The organism is Streptomyces sp. NPDC048644, from assembly GCF_043199105.1.
In the GTDB taxonomy this organism is placed as follows: domain Bacteria; phylum Actinomycetota; class Actinomycetes; order Streptomycetales; family Streptomycetaceae; genus Streptomyces.
Window position 1 is genome coordinate 1 of the sequence record NZ_JBICVO010000023.1, and the last position, 18,284, is coordinate 18,284.

Sequence of the window (18,284 nt, forward strand, 5' to 3'; positions counted from 1 at the left end):
CTTCCTTTGTGCCTGTTTCACCAGGCTCTCCGGGCGCTTCCCTTCGGTCTTGCGTTTCCGACTCTATCAGATCCTCGCGGTCCTGATTTTCGCCGGCGCGATCCGGCCTTTCGGCCTTTTCGCGTTCCCAACCTTACCAGATCCGTTTCCGTCTCCGGCCCCCTGTTGGAGCGGGGTTGGCCTTCCGGCTTTCGCTTTCCGGCCTTTCCGACTCTATCAGATCCGATTCTCGCCGTTGCCGGTCCGAATTCGTTTCCGATTCCCCGTCGGAAGGGGATCTTGCTGCGCCTTTCGGCGTGGTCACTACTTTAGCGGAATTCCTCGGTGACTCATAATCGAGCCGCGGTCCGAATTTCGGCATGCCGAAATTGTTTCCGGTGAGGAGTCGTGCAGTAGTGGTGTGCCGCGAAGCGGCGGATGGCTGCCGTGGGGCCGGTTGGCTCCGTGGCAACTCGGAGAACACTACACGACCCCTTCAGGCTCGCACTCAGGGCTCGTAACACGGTCACGAGCAACTGAACTTGATCGAGTGATGTCGGGCGCGTTCGCCTGATACGGGTCGGTCGGCTTCGGTAGCCGTGGTGCTGCCAGGTATGCGCAGGTCAGCGGGCTGACCGACGCCGGCAGGGCCGCTAGGGAGCGGATTCGGATGCAGGCCGTGGAGCGCTTCGAGGGCGGGGAGAAGAACCGGGAGGTCGCTGCCGCCCTGCGTGTGAGTGAGCGGTCGGTCTAACGGTTGCGCCGGGCCTGGCGCGAACGGGGCGAGGTCGGGATCCGGTCGAAGGGATCTCCGGGACGGTCCAGGCTCGGTCCCGGCCCAGCTCGCTACACAGTCGAGGGCACGTGGCGGCTGCTGAAGCGGCACGGGTGGTCGTGGCAGCAGCCCACACTCCGGGCGATCGAGTGCGACGACGCGTCGGTCGAGCTGTGGAAGAAGGAGACCTGGCCGCGGGTAAGAGCACCGCGGCGGCCGCAATGGCTGGATCGTCTTCGAGGACGAGGCCGGCCAGTCGATGACGCCGCCGCGCACCAGAACGTGGGGCCGGACCGTTCAGGACCCGGCCGTCCGGGTTCGCGGCCGAGGCTCCGGGCAGGTCTCGATGGCAGGTATGGCCTGCTCAGAGTGGGCTAAAGGTTCCGGCTGATCTACTCCATCCGCGAGTACCGGGGCCGCAAGGGCGAGCCGGAGGGCTTCGGCTGGCGGGATTTCCGCGACCTACCCATCCGGGCCCGCATCCAGCTCGGCGGCCCGAGCGTGCTGGTCTGGGACAACGTCCGCCTCCACCTCACCAAGCCGCTGCGGGAGTTCATCGACGTGAGCACCTCCTGACCCACCGTGTTCCAGCTGCCTACCTATGCGCCGGACCTGAACCCGCAGGAGGGCATTTGGTCGCTGGTCGAGCGTGACATCGACAACCTCCCAGCAGCCAACCTCGGCGAGGTAACTCGCGCGGTCAAGCGTCGGCTCAAGCAGTTCCAGTACCGGCCGGACACGATCGACGGCTGTCTCGCAGGCACCGGCTTGTCCCTGACCGCGCAATCGTCAGAAGCTGCCGAAGAAGCGGTGCCACCAGGTGGGTCGCTGAACATGCCAGGGCAGCTGGCTCGGCCCGGCGTAGCCGCACTCGAGTAGCTCTTCGGAAACGATCGCGTACCCGAGGTTGGCCAACGTCCCCTTGACCGTGTCCAGATCCGCAGCGTCCAACTTGCCCTCGGCTTGCGCTTCCCCGGTGCCCAGGAAGGCGCCGGGGTTGTCGGCGCAGACCAGCGTCAGGGAGCCGAACTTGCTCACGCAGACAACAACCCGGGTTCCGCACACAGTCGCATGAGCCGGCACGGTGATCCGTCCGTACTCACTGGCGTCCTGCGTGTCCCGTTCGCTGACACATGGTGCGGCGAAGTCGTCCTCAAGCCGCGCCACGAGGACGTTGAACAGCGCGCCGATCTCACCACGGTCGTAGCCCCGGGGCCGCTCCAGCCACTCGGGATCATCGAGCTCACGCAACAAGGCCACCAGATCTTCTTTCAGATCTTCTTTGTGCTCCGTCACGCGCAGATCTTGGCGGATCAGCAGCAGACCTCGCCAGCCCAACATCACTCGGCTCCCCTTGGCGGCGATAGAAGCCGCAGGTCAGCGTCGATCCGACCGTCCTGCAGGGCATCCGCTGGCACTGCTCAGGAATGGCGCTCGCCCAGGTGCTCAGGCTGAGGCTTGCATGGGAGTCCGAGCTTCCGAGGAGCCGCCGCGGGAAGACCTTCTGCGCCAGGTGTGGTCAGCGGGAAGGTCTTCTCCAGTGGCGTCCTTGTAAGCGGCCTTGGCTGCCTCGCTAGCCTGACGACCGACGGCGAGCTTCACCAAGTGCTCGGCTACTTCATGCAAGACGGGGGGGCGGCGCGGCTGGCGCCCGGCCACAGGGTCAGGGACCGGCTCGGAGTCCTTGGCGTCCTGCCCCTCGGCGAGACTGGCGACCACACCGACGACGGCCAGGCCCACGGCGCCGACGGCGAGGATCTTCGGCTTGTGCGTCTTGAACAGGTTCTTCGCGGTCTCGGCGAAGGAGGTGGCCTCGCGGTCCTCGAGGGTGGGCTCGCTGGGCGTGGACGCATTCACCCGCATAGATCTAGATGCCACGCCTACGGGATGCGGAACGGTTCTCGCGTGGAGCCAGTGTCGCGTCGTCGTTGAACGGTGCGACTCCGAGAGGTGGCCCCGGGGATGTCATGGTTGCCCCCGGGCCCAGTGTGTTCGGGGGCAGTTGGCCTCGCGTTGGACCGTGGCACCTGGCGGCGATCGGCGGGCGCCGTGGTCTCAGGACGGCTGTGTAGCGCTGGGCGGGCGCCGGTCCGGGTAGTAGCGCGGTCGCGCGCCGGGCTGGTCCAGCTTCCGTATCGGCGGCCTTTCGCTTCGGCGTGGCGTCATGGCACGGCTTGCGGTCCTTCGCGGCCCCCGGCAGCTCAGTGACGCGTCGGGTGCGTGTACTGCCGAGGCGGCTCAACCCAATCCCGGACTTGAGTCCCTTCAGTCCCTTGCCGGACCGGAAGAAGCCTCCTGACCAGCACTTTGTTGATGACGGGATGGAGCGTCTGAAGCCTTGCGGGGCACGAGTGGGTGTGTCAGGAGGGGCGGACATCAATCCTAATTTTCACGATTTGGGGAGAGTTATTCCCATCTCACGCATGGCATCGGAGGCAGGGCCGCCTTCGGAGCGCTCGGTCTTGTAGCCCTTGGCGCGGGGGCTGACGGTTCGGGGGTCGACGGCTTCGGAGGGGGCGCCGGTGGCGTAGAGGCCGTCGGGCTGCTGGTCGCGGTCGTGGGGGGCGAGCCAGAAGACGCGGCGGAGATAGGTGCCTGAGGCGCGGGAGGCTTTGGCGCTCTGGCTGAGGATGGCGTAGCCGATGAGGCGTCCGTCGCGGTGGTAGGGGGGTTGGCGGCGGCGGCTGGAGACACGGTCGAGGGTTTGGCGGACGTAGTCGAGGGGGGTGGTGTCCTCGAGCCACACGAGGTCGGCTTCGTGCGTGAGGTCCTCGGGGTCGATCAGGGCGCTCACGCGTTCTCCTCGGTGATGTCGGCGAGCAGGCCGATGCCTGGGTAGTACTTCTTGGAGTTGGAGGTGGCCATCTCCTTCGGCGAGCGCATGCCGAGGGTTTCGCGGACGCGGCCGGCGAAGGCTCGGGAGGAGACGGGTGTGGCGCCCTCGCTTTCGCACCAGCGTGTGTAGGCGAGGTAGAGGTGCTTCTGTTCGGCGCGCAGTCCTTGGTCGATCTTGCAGGATTCGCTGAGGAAGCGGCCCATGTGGTCCTCGGTTTCGGCGTAGGCGGTTGTTGCTACGCGTACCCGTTCGGGGCCGGTGAGGTCCTTTTCTCCGGCGAGGTATCGGCGGGCGCCGTCGATGAGCCAGGTCAGGATGCCGGGGCCTTCCTCGCGGACGAGGATGTCGGCGAGGTTGTCGACCTTGCGGGCGTCGGGGATGACGCGTTCGAAGGGCACCAGGCGCATGCGGCGCCAGAACGCGAAGCCGCCGGTGCCGACTTCGGGGCGGTGGTTGCCGAGCAGGAACAGTTTGTGGGTGGGGACGAAGGAGAAGAAGTCCTGGCGCATGCGGCGGGCTTTGATGATGTCGCCGCCGGTCAGGAGTTTGACGCGGGATTCGTCGAAGCGGTCGCCTGCTTTGAGTTCGCTGCAGACGATGACGCGCCGGCCGTGAAGTTCGGCGAGGTCGGTGGGGTGGCCTTCGAACTGTTTGGCCATCAGGAAGCCGGGCGGGGCCGCGTCGGCGTAGTCGCCGAGGAGTTTGACGATGACGTCGAGCAGGACGCTCTTGCCGTTCTTTCCCAGCCCGTAGAGGAAGGCGAGGATCTGCGCGCCGACGTCGCCGGTGATGGAGTACCCGAGCAGCAGGTGGAGGAAGCGGATCATCTCCCGTCCTTCGGCGTCGGCGCCGAAGGTGTCGCTCAGGAACCGGTCCCAGCGGGGGGTGGGCATCGTCTGCGGGGCGGTGGAGGTGGAGCGGGAGTGGAAGTCGGTGTGCGGGTTGGGGGTGTTGATGGCGCCGGTGCGCAGGTCGACGATGCCGCCGGGGGTGCACAGGACGTAGGGGTCTGCGTCGAGGCGGGAGGCGTCGAGGAGCATGCCGTGGGCTGAGCGGGCCTGGTGGAGCATGGACTTGATGCCGGAGGTGGACATCGCGCGGCGGCGTTCTCGGCGTAGTTCGTTGTCGGTGTGCAGGCCGGTGGGGTCGGTGTGGGCAAGGGTTTCGGCGAGGTCGCCCGCGGCCCATACGACGGTGTCGTGCTCGTCGGGTTCCCAGCGGTAGTTGGCCCACTTGTACCAGCCCAGGCCGTTGACGTGGCGGTAGTCGGCTGCGTAGAGGTGGGCGAAGGACTTGGCCATGCCGCGGTCGGTGAGGGAGTCGGGCAGGATGCCGGTGTCCGTAGTGCGGAAGGGCGCCCGGTCGGGGCGGGCTGCGGCCGTGGTGGTGGCCTGGGCGGGGAGCGGTGTGGGTGGTTGGGCGAGGATCTGTCGCGCGAGGGCGGCCGGGTCGAAGGGGCCGGGGTTCACCTGCGGCCTCCCGGGACGAGGGGGCTGAGGGCACCGGCGCTGAGGCCGCTGCGGATGATGGACATGACGTGGCCGCGTTGGCCGGGGCGGGCGTATTCGGCGGCGGCCAGCAGGGCCTCTTCAGCGCTGGAGTCGGTGAGGTGGCCGGAGGCGATGAGCCCTCCGGCCGTGTAGGCGGCCTTGTTGAGCTTGTCGGAGAACCCGGTGCCTTCCGTCGCGGCAGCACAGGCTGCGACATCTGCGAGCACGGTCTCCAGAGTTCGGGCGGCGGCGTCGCGTCCGCCGCCGGCTGCTACGACGGCCATCTGGGCGCGCGGTGGCGTCCGCCGCACGGTTGGTGCCTCGGCGGAAGAGGAGGTGTCGAGGTGGCCGGTGCGGGTGAGTTCGTGTGCGAGCCATTGCGGCAGGGGTGCCGGTGTGCGGCAGGTGCCGACGGGGGTGTAGGTGCCGTCGTAGGTAGTGGTGCCGGGGGCGACGATGTATCCGCCGGTGCTGCGGACGTCGACCTGCCAGGCGAGGGCGCGTCCGGTGCTGGATCCGCTGCTGCACAGCCAGGTGCGGTCGGCGCCGGACTGGTACCAGATGTGCAGGCCGCCGGACGGGGTGCGTACGCGCAGCGTCTGGTCGTCTTCGGCCGGGTCCGGGGCCCCGCGCAGGGCGGCGAGAACGGCGAGGGTGTGGAAGCCGTTCTCCACACCGGTGAGGTCGATGTGGTCGTGGATGGGGATGCCGGGCAGGAGCCGATCCCTGGCGGGGAGGGGGCTTCCGTGGGCGTCGATGTCGATGACGATGAGGCCGGCGGGGCCGCAGGCCACTGCGACGCCGGGTGTGGGGCGAGTCGACCACCAGGAGTGGATGCGGTCCGGGTCGGTCGTTGCGGCGTGGAAACCGTGGCACCACCGGCCGGCTGAGATGCATGGACAGTCGGTGTGGCGGTGGCGTTGTGCGCTGCACGTCTGGCAGTTGCCCGCTGGCGTTTTCCGTCCTGGGGAAAGAGGGTGCACGGGCCAGCCCGCCGTCGCGCACCACTGTGCGACGGTGAGCATGTCCGGGCGAGGTGGGGAAGCGATGACGGCCTTCTGCGCTGGTGGTTGACTTCGGTCGCTGGGTAAAGCAGCAGGTCAGATGCTATCTGAGCGATGGTTAGCGACTGAAGCGACTGAAGTTCGGAACAAGGTCGACCACAGACTAGCGAATTATCTGTGTGCGGGGCTCCAGGTGGGAGGCGTGGCGAAGCCGCCCGTCAGAAGATCGGTCTGGGCAGGGGGCTCAGTGGCCGGGAGCGGGAGCGGTTCACGTCGGCTCAGCAGTAGGTGATTCCAATACCTGACGTGAGTCGCTTCAGTCGCTCTCGTGCGCTGCAGTGGGCTTGACCTGCGGTTTTCTTCTTTCCTTTTGGTCGCTGGAGGGCTGGTCTCAGACCTCCAGCGACCAAATCTTGGCGGGGGCCCATCGGGCGCAGGGTCAACGACTCGCTGAACAGGGCCGGATGGGGAACACTCCCGGCGCGCTGCCGCTGGCCGTGCCGGTCGGCGGGGTTGTGGAGACGCTGGCGCGGCTGTGCCCGCAGTTGCGGGAGTGGGTAGCCGGCACCGAGGCGTGGGAGGAGCCTCTTGATGTCCCCGGTGACCTGGCCGCCTTGGCAGGAGAGATAGAGACCGACGCGGTCGATGCCGAACCGGTTGTCGTAGTCCGGCAGCAGGTATCCGGCGAACTGGTAGACCTCTTCGCGGCCTAGTCTGCGGGGCTTTGGTGGCTTTGCAGTCCAGGAGAGGGCCATCGACAGTGTCGTCGGCGTCGGCTCCGCCAATGTCGCCGCTGCCGGTGAAGATCGGCCCGCACACCCGGGCGTCCTCGGGCAGGGGGCGGAAGGGGGCGGGGGTGTCGGCGAGGCTCATCGGCTGGGCGATGTCGTCGAGGACGTTGGCAGGGTTCGACCGCGGGGCAGTTGCCCGCCGAGACTGAGGCGGATGCGGTAGTCGACGGCGTGGCCGAGGGCCGACCAGTTCGGATGCTGCACACCGATGGGCTGGACCGGGCGGGGCAGGGCGTGGATGTGGGTGAGGTAGTCCCGCACCAGGTGCTCGCTGTATGGGAGGTGGCCCACCATGAACTGCGAGGGGCGAGGAGTTGTACTTCAGCTGCCCGGTCAGGCGCTGGTGGATCATTGGCCGCCCGGCCACCGTCCCGTCACGGCCCTCGCCGGCCATGGCCTTCTCGTAGTCATCGATCCAACGAGACCTTCGATATCAAGCTGGTGGCGAGCGCGGGTGACCGCGGCGTAGACCAGCCGGGCCTCTCTTCGGCTTCAGGGTCCGCTGCAGGCCGTGGCCGACGACGGAAGGGGCGTTGAACCCCTTCCCGATGCGGACGGTGGACTACTCCCGCCCCTCGGCCTTGTGGTCGGTGGAGGCGGTGACCCTCGCCTGCTCTTCCATGGAGAGACGCCGGACGGCGGAGAGGATCTGGTCAGGCCCGTAGGCGTCGACCAGCTGCACGATCGCCTTCAGGCCCTGGCCACCCTGTCGTGCTCGACGTAGTCCTGCATCTCGCCCCAGGAGCGGCAGACAGCGAGGGGCAGTTGGCCGCCACTGGTGTCGGGCCCGCCCTTCCTTGGGCCATCGGCGGCAGCGGCACCGCACTGACTACGAGAAGGCCGCGCGAGGTGTCGGCAGCCGCAGGGGAGCCGCCTTCCACCGCGACAGTGGAAGAGCAGACGTTCCGCCGATGGACCTCAGGGCGCGTCAAGGGAATCCCGAACCAGCCGGCACCGCAGGTCCTGGAGCACGTATTCGGGTACACCGCGCGCCAGCTCTTGAGCCCGCCATCCGAGCTGCCATCGGCCACGCCGGGAAGCCCAGAACCGACGCTCAACGAAAGTGACCTTGCCATGACTGCTCGGGATGCAGCCGCGCACGCCGGTGACGCCGCCTCCCTCAGCGTTCCGGACATGACGCTCGACCAACTGGACGACGACGTCATGACCCTGGCCCGCGACTACAACCGCACATCGCCGATCGAGGTGTACCGCCGCGCCAAGGAACTCTTGAACTCCGCCCAGACCCTGCTGGAAAGGACCCAAGTACCCCGCCAGCGCACACGCGGATATCTCGTAGCAGGCCAGTCGGCTTCCCTCCTCTCCGCCATCTGTTTCGATCTGGGCTCCCTGCCCGCCGCCGTTTCACTTTCCCGAACAGCGGCGCTATACGGCCAGGTCATCGAACACGGCCCCCTTCAGGCATACGCCCACGGAGCGCTCGCCTTCCTCGTGTTCTGGGACGGCCGTCCGTCGGAATCCGTACGGCTCGTGCGCACTGCGCAGCAGTTCGGCGGTCTTGGTGACACTGCCCGCACTCGCCTGTCCGTCATCGAAGGACGGGCATACGGGCACCTGGGAATCCAGCCGGCAGCGGAGCACGCCATCCACCACTCTGACGAGCAGCGCACCGATGGACGGGACGAACTGCACGACGACATCGGCGGCGAGTTCGGGTTTCCCAGCGAACGCGTAGCGATGAGCAACGCCACGACCTACCTGCTGCTGCGCGACGCGGAAGGCGCCGCGGAAGCAGCGGAAAGCGCCCTTCGCCTCGTCGGCACAAAACCCGACGCCCAGCGACCGTTGCTCATCTCGGCCCAGGCTTCCATCGACCTCGCCCGCGCCCGCCTGTTGCGCGGCGAACTCGAAGGCACTCACGCTGCATTGGAGCCCGTCTTCTCCATTCCGACCGAATGGCGAGGCGCAGGGATTCTGGAACGCATGGCTGCGGTGCGATCCGGGCTCTGCCACCCCGACTTCAGCGGGGCGGCCGAAGTGCGCACGCTCGGTGAACGCATCGAAGAGTTCGGTGCGGCAGCGACAGCGCACCCGCTCGGGGCTTCAGCACCACTGGCCATTGAAAGCTGAGCCTCAACCGCAGACCCTCGCCAGGATCTCAGCCTCCTTCGTCGTCGAGATGCCGTGCTCGGCCCAACGGGGATGTTCCACCGGCATCCCGCCGGCCTCCAGCCACTCCCACGTATCAGCGACCGTCTCCGCGAGAGGGCGGCATCGCAGCCCGGCCGCCTGCGCCCCCGTGGAGTCGATGTTCCACACACCGGCGTGCGTGCGCCACAGCGGCAACTCGGTCCACTGCCGCACACCATGCTCCAGCAGAACATCGTCAGGTGCCCATACGAGGCGACTGTCCTGCCCCGTCGCCTCCAGGCAGGCCGTGAGGAGATCGCTCATCGTCGCGTGCCCGATCGGCGCCGTCACATTGAACGCTCCGCCGGCCGAAGAAGCGGCTCGATCGAGAGCGAATTCCGCAACGTCCCGGACATCCACCGGCTGAATCGCTTTCCGCGGATCCCCAGGAGCAAGAATCACCCCGCCCTTCTCCGCCCGCCGCAGCCACCACGGAAGCCGCCCCACGTACTCCCCCGGCCCCAGAATCACCCCAGGACGGAGAATCGACGCCCGCGCTTCGCCAAAGGCCAGAGCCGACGCCCGCTCAGCACCTGCCTTCTGCCGGCCGTAATACCAATCCGGCCCATCCCAGTTCGCGGGAAGCCGCCCATAGTCGGCATCGGCGTCGGCAGGTCCGTCGAGAACCTGCGAGGACTCCGTCAACGGCTCGTCCGGCCAGCCCCGGTACGCGTTGACCGTGGAGATGAAAACGTAGCGGCCCGCTACGGACTCCAGCTCCTCAGCCCCGGCAAGAACGTCACGAGGTGCCATCTCCGAAGCCGAGGTATCGATCACGGCATCCCACGGCCCGTGCTCCGCCAGCCTCCGCAGTTCTCCCCGCACCGTGCGGTCCCGTGAATCTCCCGCACCCCCTCCGGCGCGACACCGGACACTCCCCGGTTAAAGGCCGAGACCGACCACCCCCGCCCAAGTGCCCCCTGCACAACAGCCCGCCCGAGGAACCAAGTCCCGCCCAGCACAAGAATCTTCATGCACCGATCCTGCCCGCTAGGGCCCAATCCGAGCCACGGCTCCTGCACCACGCGTTGATGAGCGGTGGGAGTTCCTAGTAGGGCTTTGTTACGTGTCTGGGCGGGGGGGTGTCGATGCCGGCGTGGCCGTGCCGGGAGGTGTAGGGGATGTAGACGGCGACCTGGGGCGTTCTCGATCCGCCCGGCGGTGCCGGTGTACTGGCGCTGCACACCCACCGTGCGGGTGCCCTTCTTCAGGTCACCGGTCTCGTCGACCACGAGTACGGCCTGGTCGTCGGCCAAGTGCTCCAGCACGAACTTGCGCAGGTCGTCACGGACCAGGTCGGCGTCCCACTCCGCCCGCCCGAGCAGGTGTTGTAGCCCGTCCGGCGTGGCGTCCCCGGTGGGCTCAGCGATCGTCCAGCAGTTCTTCCGCGGCAGGTCCGCCAGCAGCCCGAGCACGAACCGCCGTGTCCGACGCCGCGGTTCGACCCGCGCTTCGGCCCATCAGGCCCTCGAACATCACCTGCCAGCGGGCAGGCACTACGTTGTGACCTGCGGCCACTGCAGGGTCTTCTGTCTTCACACGCTGATGATGAGCGGTGGCCGCACCTGTCTGCGCACCGCCCTCCACTGGCGCGAGCGAGCGCCTCGGCCGACTCCCCTTCGGGCCTCAGTTGGCCGCTGGTCGGCACGAACAGGATCATGGCGAGATGACAGATCGCCACTCCTCCGCATCACCAACTGTGGTGCGGCTCGTGGAGTATACGAAGACCGAGCTGACCGAGATCCTTAACGACAGCACCGATCCCTTCGGCGTCGCAGACGCCGGATTGACGTGGCTGCCCAAGAAAGATCACTTCGGCATCAGACAGAAGGACCGGCTCGTCGCGCACGCCGGTCTGCTGCAACTCCCCATATCGATCGACGGCGTCGCCACACAGGTGGTGGGCGTCGGCGGGGTGGCTGTCGCTCCCGACCTGCGGGGTCACGGACTGGCACGGTCGGTCGTATCCGCTGCCCTCGACCACGCACGGACGATGGGGCCGCAGCACGGGCTTCTCTTCTGCCGGCCACCCCTCGTCCAGCTCTACCAGCGACTCGGCTGGCGAACCCTTGAGCAGGACGTTCACGTCGAACAACCCGAGGGGCCCGTGATCATGCCGCTGCGGACGATGTGGACGCCACTACGCGACGGTGCGAATTGGCCTGCTGGAGAGGTCCGGCTGCTCTCACTCCCCATGTGATCGATGGCTCCGGTGGTGCCGTCCTGGCCCGCCGGCCCTCACCTGTATCAATGCCGCACTGGATCGGCCACCTCAGGCGCCCGCTGGACAGCCGCAGCCAGCAAGAGCGCGAACGACGGCTGGAGTGCTAAGTGCTGTCCCGTAGGTGATTTTCGGCATCGTTCACCGCAGTTGACCTGGTGCCGTCCGGCTTACCAGGACACACGGCACTGCCCTCAGTCAGAGACGAGGTCGCAGGTCAGCGAGGAAACATCCGGTGCACCCGCCAGGGCCATGGCATGAGCCAGTTCCGAGGTGAAGTCGGCGAGCGCCCGCTCTACTGCGGCGGCTCCGCCAACGGCCAGCGCCCACAGCGTCGGCCGTCCCAAGAACACCGCCGTGGCTCCCAGGGCAAGGGCAGTGAGCACGTGTCGTCCATTACGGATACCGCCATCGACGTAGACCTCGGCACTCGTGTCGGCCAACGCCTCGGCGACTGGCCGCAGAGCCCGCGCCGTCGCGACTGCGCCGTCCAACTGCCGTCCACCGTGATTGGAGACCCAGATCGCCGAGGCGCCGGCAGCCACGCACTCACGTGCGTCGTCCGCGCGCAGCACGCCTTTGATCACGACCGGCAGCCCGGTGGTGGTACGCAGCCAATCGATGGTGGCGGGCGTGAGATCGGCTGCCTTCTCCAGCTGCGACTCCTCCAGCCCTTGCCCGGTGACGTTGGCCAGGAGATGTTCTGGGGGGACGGTTTCCCACACGTTGGGCCCTGTGCTGTATTTCTGGCCGACCACGGGCGTATCCGCAGTCAGGACCACGGCCTTTGCCCCAGCCTCTCGGGCCCGCTCCAGCAGGTCCGCGGTCAGTTGCCTGTCCCGCAGAACATATGCCTGCACCCACCACGGGGCGGGGCCCGCAAGGGCCTCGAACGGCACTCCGGCGTTACTGGACACGCACACCAGCGAGCCCGCGGCGGCCGCACCTTGCAACATGGCAGTTTCGCCTCCCTCATGGGCTTGACGCTGCAACGTCGTAGGGGCAACCAGGACTGGGGTCGCCACCTCGGTGCCCAGCACCGAGGTGCGCGTGGAGATGGCACTGACGTCCCGCAGGACATGCGGCAGCAGCCGCAGGGCATTCCAGTGGTTCTCAGCCTCTGCTGCCGACAAGCCGAGTCCAGCACCCTGCTGGAAGTAGGTCAGCACCGGACCGGGCAGACGCTGCTCGGCCTCATGTATCAACGTGTCGATCCATCGCATGTCGATCCCTCCACGGTGACGAGTCCAACTTCCAGGAGCAGCCGAGCGACTGAACACTCTAAGGCTTGCCATGGGACTGCTGGTTACGAGTGGGATGATCTTGTTGTGGCTGGTGTGATCACGGCGTCTGAGCCGTCCTGGATAGTCCCGTTCACCGGGCTCATACTCCAGCTGTGGATCGTAATCTTGCTGGTATGGACCGGTGCAGACATGGGTGCGGCAACCGTTGATCATCGGCGTGTGAAGACAGACGATCATGTGGTGGCCGCAGGTCACAGCGCAGACCCTGCCCGCTGGCAGGAGGCGTTCGAAGCCCTGATGGACCGGATTGCGGGCCGGCTCATGCGGGTCGAACCCCGGCGCCGGATCCGACGGTTGGTACTCGGGCTGCTCGCGGACCTGCCGCGCAAGAACTGCTGGACGATTATGGAGTGGGCTGGTGAGGCGAATCCGGACGGGATGCAGCACCTGCTCAAACGCGCCAAGTGGGACGCCGACGCGGTTCGCGACGACCTGCGCGAGTACGTGATCGAGAACTTGTAGGCGTCCACGGGGTGGGTAACTACCACCGTCCTCGACCGCGCCCTCAGCCAGCGCATCCTCGACGACGCCCGCAACCCCGCCCGCACACTGACCTGGCGCATCCAACGCCTCGGCCAACGCCACGCCCCCAGCCCCGGGGCACAGGCCGCCAAGGCCCGAAGCGGCCGAGCGACACGGCCGCATCCCACTCCGCCGCAGCCCCGACCGGCAGTCAACGAGGCCAAGCCCCTGCACCGCCCTCCCCGTCGCTGAGCCCTTCGGCTCCTGCTACTACGGGGACCAGTAGCCGTGATGGAACGGGGATGGTGTGCCCTATGCCGGACTTCTGGACGTTGCACTTCGCGGCGGTCGCCGCGGCGCCCCAGGGGTAGGGGCCGCCCTTGGCCCCACGGGCGGCCTTCTCCCACTGTTCGCTCGTCGGCAGCCTCTTCCCCGCCCAGGCTGCGTAGGCATTCGCGTCGCGCCACGTCGTCCACACCACCGGGTGGTCGAAGATGCTGTCGGGGCAGCGCCCATCCGGCCCCCAGTGCCTGGGGGCCTGGTAGCCCGTGGCACTGGTGAAGCGAAGGCAGTCGGCGTTCGTTACCGGGTAGATGTCGATGAGGAAGGCCGGCAGCCGGCTGGGGGTTCTCCGGCCCGTCGAGGTAGATCCCTTCCTCGACGGCGATCATCAACTTCCCGTCCACAGGGTGCCGATGGTGTTGTGCGACGGGAGTTAAGAGCGCTTCGGTGCGCTCATCGTCGCCCGCTGCTGCCCTGGCCGTCAGCAGCTGCGCGAACCGCTCCTGCACCTCTGGGCCCGAGCGGGCGAGCAAGGTGTCGGGTGCGGTCTGGTTGCCGGGGCGGGGAGTGAGATTCTCCCCGCCCTTTTCCCACTTGGACACCATGCGGTCGCTGACGCCGATCGCCGCGACAAATCCGCGGACGGTCTTGCGTATGGCCAGGCGCAGGGGTTTGGTCTCTCGTCCGGTCCAGCGAGCTACCCCCGATCGGTCCACGCAGGCCGTCCTACAACTGCTCGCCGCGCAGAGCGAGGAAAGATTCGCGCAGCTCGACGAGGACAGGATGCTCGGTGGTCAGCTGAGTGTCGTCGATGGCGCTGATCGACCGCACGCCGATGGCGGTGTTCGTCGCGAACGCCGCCTGCATCTGCGGGAGGTGGCCGGCAGGGACCGGGGCGACGGAGTGGCGGGTGTGGAGTTCCTGGAGCAGGGCCATGGTGACACCGGGCAGGACATCCGCCTTCGGCCACACCACACCGCCGTTGGCGTCGACAAAGCCGACGTTCCAGGTACCGCCTTCGGAGACCAGACCGTCCGGCCCCACGAACAAAGCGTCGTCGAAGCCGGTCAGCTGCGCGTCACGCCGGAGGTGGAGTGCTCCGAACAGGCCGGTGTGCTTCACCTGTGCAAAGTCCCGCTGGTAGCGGGCGGTCTTCACGCGCAACGAGGGGAGAGGCAGTGCGCCCGCAGGGCGGTGGGTCACCAGCACATGAGGATCATTCGCGGCAGCTGGGCGCCCGATATCCAGGCCGGGATCGAGGATGGTGACCCGTACGACGAATGCGCCGGGCTTGTCGCCTACCGCGTCGCGCACGTACTGGCGCACGACGCCGGGGTCAAGATCGGCACCGAAGACCGTACGGCAGTCACGCACCAGTCGCTCCAGGTGCTGGGACAAGCCGCGCACATGCTGGTCGTCGACACGCATCGAGGTGAAGTGACCGTAGTTGGTGAGCGCGAGCGTGCGCAGCGCGTCGGGGTCTGCCGGGTGTCCATTCAAGAGCGCCATGCGCATCAGTCTGTCAGCGGGCACCCCGCGCGGGGGACGGGATGCCGGGCCCGACGGCCGTAAGTTCAGCAGGAGTTCCTTCCTCTAGGCCGCCCGCTGGAGGTCCGTGCCTCCTTCGAGCTGTCCTACCGTCACCTGCCCGGCGCCCAGGCGCTCACTTTCCGACTCCTGAGCGCGGTTGCGGGCCCGGACATCTCCACTACCGCGGCCTGGGAACTCCTGGATCGGCCGGACACCCGGCGTGTCCTGGATGACCTGGCCCCCGCGCTTGTCTCCTGGACTTCCGAGGGGCTGAGGGATAGGCGATGCACGACCTCATCCACGTCTTCGCCAGCGAACTCGACACATTCATACCGCCCTCGACCAGCGGGAGATCGCTATCCAGATGTACCGCAGCCCAGAGGCTTCCTGCGGGCGGCACCGCGCGTTATTACTGCTCGCACGGTCCCTGCGCCCTTCAGCTATCTCTCACCTGCCATGGCGTCAGAAGGACAGTACTGGGGGGCAGCGACCCTCATGGTTCAGTCGCTGCCCCCCAGTACTGAGGAAAAGAGCAGGTCAGCGCCATGATGGGGCCTCATCAGCGACTGAAGCGACCGAGAATTTGAACTATGACGACATTCCTGCGCGCGCGTGCGCGTCATAGATACTGACCTTCAGTCGCTTCAGTCGCTGATCTACTCTTCTTAGCTTCTTGACCTGCAAAAACGGCCAATCTCTGGGGGCAGCGACTAAAGCCATCTCGGTCGCTGCCCCCAGCTTCGGTCGCTCCCTGGTAGTGCAGCTTGGAACGGCGCATGCTTCCTTCCGGTCCCAGGGCATGTGGCCTTGAGGCAGTGCTGCTGCGCCCCGACGCCGAAAGGTGGTAGTCACTTCTGGGCCTCCGTGCCTCGTATGTACCAGGTCAGTACAGTTCCAGGTGTCGGGCGAAGCGGGAGAGTAGACACGGCCCCCCATCTGGATCCGCAGCCTCCCGTAAACGCATTGATCACAACCGGAGACAGCCCTTAGTGAGCTGGCCACCGTCGCCGGTTCACTGCCTGCCGCGGCTGCGCCGGGCCAGCAGTTCTTGGTGCCGTGGATCCTGGTGGAGGGTTGTAGCATCGGCTGTGGCCAGGGCGGATGTACCGGCAGCCGGTGTCCGGCCACATGGCGTTTGCCTTCCAGGTCTTCCTGCGCTGCGGCGACTGCCGCAGTCGCCGCAGCGGACTCCTGCGTGAAGTTGGGCGGCCGACCGCCACGTGAGCCCTTGCGCAGACGCGCAGCCTGGCTGTCGGATTTCTCAGGGACGGTGTGCCGGATGCAGCGGCGGCGCAGGTGTATGCGGCACGGCCCGTTGCTGTACGCCTTGTCCGCCGTAAGGCTGTTTTTTTCCCGCAGGGCTTCCCGGCCGATCCGAGGCACGTGGATCTTCTCCAGCACCGCCTGGAACTGGGTACAGTCCGCCCGCTGTCCGCCGGTAACAAGCAGGGACAGCGGGCGGCAGCGGCCGTCCGCACTCAAGTGGAGTTTGCTGGTGAGCTCGCCGCGTGAGCGGCCCAGGCCCTCATCTCCTGCGCCACCTCCACCAGGCGGGCGTGCAGGCTCCGCCTTGGCGTTTCGTCCTGATGCTCCGCTGCTTCTGCCCTCTTTGACGCGGGGCCGGCGGCGGTCAGTGCGGGCGCCGGCCGCGTGCTGATGGGCACGCGCGATCGTGGAGTCCACCGAGATGTCCCAGTCGATCTCGCCCGCGGCATCAGCCGCGGCCCGCACGCGTTGCAGCAGACGCTCCCAGGTGACGTCCACCGACCCCAGCCGATGGCGTTCATGCACGGTCTTCCACGGCCCGAACCTCTCGGGCAGATCCCGCCGTTGAACGCCGGTCCGCACCCGGTGCAGGATCCCGTCGATCACCTGCCGGCGATCCCGCCACCTGCCACAACGCCGATTGCTGACCGGCAGAAACGGCTCCAGCCGCTCCCACTCCGCGTCCGTCAAATCACCCCGCCCCAGGCCCACATAAACGACCCCGGCACGCGACGGTCACAGATCGCCCGGACAAGTCCTAGTTGGTCTCCGTGACGGTCTCGCCTTCGCCGGAGGGCGGTTCGATCTCCTGTGCCTGGTTTGCTCGCTGGACGGCCTTGCCGGTGGTGGCGTCGACGTAGACGGATTCGAACTGCAGGGCCGGGTCGTCGGCGGCGAATGTGGTGATCCACTGGGACCGCCAGCGGCCGTCACGTTGGACGGCGAGGAGCTCGCTGTCGGCGGCATGGATGCCGCTGGCGCCCTTCAGTCGCTCCACGTGCTCGAGTGCCGTCTTCTGGGCAGCCTTCTTGCCTACGGTGGCCTCGGGCAGGGAGGTGGGGTCCGGGGTCGTGTTGACGAGTATCTGGGAGATACGACCGGCCGTGTTGACCTGGACGTCCAGGCGCATCGGCATGAGCACCCCGGCCGCGCTCCGGCGGCGCCAGCTGACGATCCAGCCGAGTTCGGTCTTCTCCCCCACCGCCGTGACCTGAGGTTCGGCGTCGCGCAGCTCGCTGGGGTAGTGCTGCTGGGCGTAGCGGCGGGCGAGGGTGAGGGCGTCGTGGTCGTTGGCCGGCTTCTTGTGCGTGCCGGGGAGGGGGAAGCTGTCCTGGGTGGTGACGCTGGAGTCTTCGAAGGTGGCGTTGAGCTGGGTGGCGTCGGGCCAGGACAGCTGGGCGGAGCCGTGGTCGAGGGCGATGAGCAGGCTGTCGGGGACGTCCTGTGTCCCGCTCTGCAGCTGAACGTTGGCGATCGAGTAGTGGTCACCGAATGCCTGGCGGATGGCCTTGGCTGCTGCCGCCTTTTCCCGGCTTCCGGTGAACTGCAGGCTGGTGGCGTCGACAGCGGTGGGCGTGACCCACGCCAGCCAGACCACGGCGGCGCATCCCAGGCCGATGCCGGCCCCGACCGCGGTCCGTCCCGCGTGAGCCTTCACCGCGTTCATGCGGCGGCGGGCGAAGTGCAGGATCGCCCAGGCGATCAGAGCGCCCGCCACGCCGCCGAGGGTGTTCATCTCGACGTCGCTGCTGTCGCATCCGCGGCTGATACCGGGGACGAGCGTCTGCAGGAGTTCGGTGGCGATGGTCAGCAGGACGCTTCCCGCCAGAACCGGGAGCAGGGTGCGGAAGGCCATCACTCCGAAGAAGCCGATGGGCAGGAACAGCAGCACGTTTAAGAGGCCCTGTTCGGTGCCGAAGGGCTCGGCGAAGTTCCGGTTGATGACGCACACGCCCGTGCCGCCGGACCCGGCCGGTCCGCCGCTGGGCAGGAAGAGAGTCAGGGCGAGTTCGGCGGTGACGGCTCCCGCGAACGCGGTGACGGCCCACGGCCGCCCGACGTAGCGTCGGCCGAGGACGTACCCCACGGCGGCAAGGATGAGGACAGCGGCCGAGGCGAAGACGATGAAGCTTGCCTTGCCCTGGAAAACGGCAGTGAACACGGGCGGAGAACCAATCCTGGAGAGGGCGCTCC

Annotated in this window: 17 protein-coding genes and 2 pseudogenes; 6 read left to right on the plus strand and 13 right to left on the minus strand. The window is 67.5% G+C overall.

Annotated elements, in window-relative coordinates; translation table 11 throughout:
• Positions 1-649: 649 nt before the first annotated feature.
• A complete protein-coding gene (locus tag ACGFNI_RS33100; RefSeq protein WP_393689154.1) occupies positions 650-733 on the plus strand; it encodes a hypothetical protein in 84 nt (27 codons plus the stop codon).
• Between the two features lie 3 nt (positions 734-736).
• Positions 737-1,132, plus strand: a complete 396-nt coding sequence (locus tag ACGFNI_RS33105) for a winged helix-turn-helix domain-containing protein (RefSeq protein WP_393689038.1) — start codon at positions 737-739, stop codon at positions 1,130-1,132.
• A gap of 411 nt (positions 1,133-1,543) precedes the next feature.
• Here ACGFNI_RS33105 and ACGFNI_RS33110 read toward each other — a convergent pair whose 3' ends face one another.
• The 5 genes from ACGFNI_RS33110 to ACGFNI_RS33130 form a co-directional block, all read right to left on the minus strand.
• Complete coding sequence (locus tag ACGFNI_RS33110) at positions 1,544-2,095, minus strand: hypothetical protein (RefSeq protein WP_393689040.1); 552 nt, start codon at positions 2,093-2,095, stop codon at positions 1,544-1,546.
• A gap of 105 nt (positions 2,096-2,200) precedes the next feature.
• Complete coding sequence (locus ACGFNI_RS33115) at positions 2,201-2,611, minus strand: hypothetical protein (protein WP_393689042.1); 411 nt, start codon at positions 2,609-2,611, stop codon at positions 2,201-2,203.
• A gap of 532 nt (positions 2,612-3,143) precedes the next feature.
• On the minus strand, positions 3,144-3,548 hold the full coding sequence (locus ACGFNI_RS33120) for a DUF6009 family protein (protein WP_393689044.1): 405 nt from the start codon (positions 3,546-3,548) through the stop codon (positions 3,144-3,146).
• Complete coding sequence (locus ACGFNI_RS33125; protein ID WP_393689046.1) at positions 3,545-5,059, minus strand: phage/plasmid primase, P4 family; 1,515 nt, start codon at positions 5,057-5,059, stop codon at positions 3,545-3,547. The genes ACGFNI_RS33120 and ACGFNI_RS33125 overlap by 4 nt, the downstream gene beginning before the upstream one ends.
• A complete protein-coding gene (locus ACGFNI_RS33130; RefSeq protein ID WP_393689048.1) occupies positions 5,056-6,105 on the minus strand; it encodes a bifunctional DNA primase/polymerase in 1,050 nt (349 codons plus the stop codon). Before ACGFNI_RS33130 ends, ACGFNI_RS33125 begins: the two co-directional genes overlap by 4 nt.
• Positions 6,106-6,548: 443 nt before the next feature.
• Between ACGFNI_RS33130 and ACGFNI_RS33135 the strand changes: the two genes are divergently transcribed.
• Complete coding sequence (locus ACGFNI_RS33135) at positions 6,549-6,797, plus strand: hypothetical protein (RefSeq protein ID WP_393689050.1); 249 nt, start codon at positions 6,549-6,551, stop codon at positions 6,795-6,797.
• A gap of 156 nt (positions 6,798-6,953) precedes the next feature.
• Here ACGFNI_RS33135 and ACGFNI_RS33140 read toward each other — a convergent pair whose 3' ends face one another.
• On the minus strand, positions 6,954-7,169 hold the full coding sequence (locus ACGFNI_RS33140; protein WP_393689052.1) for a hypothetical protein: 216 nt from the start codon (positions 7,167-7,169) through the stop codon (positions 6,954-6,956).
• Positions 7,170-7,763: 594 nt separating this feature from the next.
• On the opposite strand from ACGFNI_RS33140, the gene ACGFNI_RS33145 reads away from it, so the two are divergent.
• The gene (locus tag ACGFNI_RS33145) at positions 7,764-8,966 is read left to right on the plus strand and encodes a hypothetical protein (protein ID WP_393689054.1); all 1,203 of its coding nucleotides are present in this window, start codon (positions 7,764-7,766) and stop codon (positions 8,964-8,966) included.
• 3 nt (positions 8,967-8,969) lie between these two features.
• Here the strand turns inward: ACGFNI_RS33145 and ACGFNI_RS33150 are convergent, their stop codons facing one another.
• Together ACGFNI_RS33150 and ACGFNI_RS33155 are read right to left on the minus strand one after the other, a co-directional pair.
• Complete coding sequence (locus ACGFNI_RS33150) at positions 8,970-9,803, minus strand: NAD-dependent epimerase/dehydratase family protein (protein WP_393689056.1); 834 nt, start codon at positions 9,801-9,803, stop codon at positions 8,970-8,972.
• Between the two features lie 307 nt (positions 9,804-10,110).
• A pseudogene (locus tag ACGFNI_RS33155) lies at positions 10,111-10,487 on the minus strand (transposase); the annotation flags it as partial.
• A gap of 205 nt (positions 10,488-10,692) precedes the next feature.
• On the opposite strand from ACGFNI_RS33155, the gene ACGFNI_RS33160 reads away from it, so the two are divergent.
• The gene (locus ACGFNI_RS33160) at positions 10,693-11,226 is read left to right on the plus strand and encodes a GNAT family N-acetyltransferase (RefSeq protein ID WP_393689057.1); all 534 of its coding nucleotides are present in this window, start codon (positions 10,693-10,695) and stop codon (positions 11,224-11,226) included.
• 215 nt (positions 11,227-11,441) lie between these two features.
• Here ACGFNI_RS33160 and ACGFNI_RS33165 read toward each other — a convergent pair whose 3' ends face one another.
• Positions 11,442-12,470 (minus strand): alpha-hydroxy acid oxidase, encoded by a 1,029-nt coding sequence (locus ACGFNI_RS33165; protein ID WP_393689059.1) that lies wholly within the window; start codon positions 12,468-12,470, stop codon positions 11,442-11,444.
• Between the two features lie 318 nt (positions 12,471-12,788).
• Between ACGFNI_RS33165 and ACGFNI_RS33170 the strand changes: the two are divergent.
• A pseudogene (locus ACGFNI_RS33170) lies at positions 12,789-13,010 on the plus strand (transposase); the annotation flags it as partial.
• A gap of 214 nt (positions 13,011-13,224) precedes the next feature.
• Here the strand turns inward: ACGFNI_RS33170 and ACGFNI_RS33175 are convergent.
• The 4 genes from ACGFNI_RS33175 to ACGFNI_RS33190 form a co-directional block, all read right to left on the minus strand.
• Positions 13,225-13,629, minus strand: a complete 405-nt coding sequence (locus ACGFNI_RS33175; protein ID WP_393689156.1) for a formylglycine-generating enzyme family protein — start codon at positions 13,627-13,629, stop codon at positions 13,225-13,227.
• Between the two features lie 392 nt (positions 13,630-14,021).
• Positions 14,022-14,804: an aminotransferase class IV family protein gene (locus ACGFNI_RS33180; RefSeq protein WP_393689061.1), complete on the minus strand. Its 783-nt coding sequence runs from the start codon at positions 14,802-14,804 to the stop codon at positions 14,022-14,024.
• 609 nt (positions 14,805-15,413) lie between these two features.
• The gene (locus ACGFNI_RS33185) at positions 15,414-16,802 is read right to left on the minus strand and encodes an IS5 family transposase (RefSeq protein ID WP_393689062.1); all 1,389 of its coding nucleotides are present in this window, start codon (positions 16,800-16,802) and stop codon (positions 15,414-15,416) included.
• Between the two features lie 46 nt (positions 16,803-16,848).
• Positions 16,849-18,252, minus strand: coding sequence for a VanZ family protein (locus ACGFNI_RS33190; protein ID WP_393689064.1), 1,404 nt, complete (start codon positions 18,250-18,252; stop codon positions 16,849-16,851).
• Between the last annotated feature and the right edge of the window lie 32 nt (positions 18,253-18,284).

Excerpts from the sequence above, each read along its gene's own strand:
- ACGFNI_RS33100 (WP_393689154.1), top strand. The coding sequence starts at position 650 with ATGCAGGCCGTGGAGCGCTTCGAGGGCGGGGAGAAGAACCGGGAGGTC.
- ACGFNI_RS33110 (WP_393689040.1), bottom strand. The coding sequence starts at position 2,095 with ATGTTGGGCTGGCGAGGTCTGCTGCTGATCCGCCAAGATCTGCGCGTG.
- ACGFNI_RS33130 (WP_393689048.1), bottom strand. The coding sequence starts at position 6,105 with ATGCTCACCGTCGCACAGTGGTGCGCGACGGCGGGCTGGCCCGTGCAC.
- ACGFNI_RS33135 (WP_393689050.1), top strand. The coding sequence starts at position 6,549 with ATGGGGAACACTCCCGGCGCGCTGCCGCTGGCCGTGCCGGTCGGCGGG.
- ACGFNI_RS33140 (WP_393689052.1), bottom strand. The coding sequence starts at position 7,169 with ATGGTGGGCCACCTCCCATACAGCGAGCACCTGGTGCGGGACTACCTC.
- ACGFNI_RS33160 (WP_393689057.1), top strand. The coding sequence starts at position 10,693 with ATGACAGATCGCCACTCCTCCGCATCACCAACTGTGGTGCGGCTCGTG.
- ACGFNI_RS33165 (WP_393689059.1), bottom strand. The coding sequence starts at position 12,470 with ATGCGATGGATCGACACGTTGATACATGAGGCCGAGCAGCGTCTGCCC.
- ACGFNI_RS33180 (WP_393689061.1), bottom strand. The coding sequence starts at position 14,804 with ATGGCGCTCTTGAATGGACACCCGGCAGACCCCGACGCGCTGCGCACG.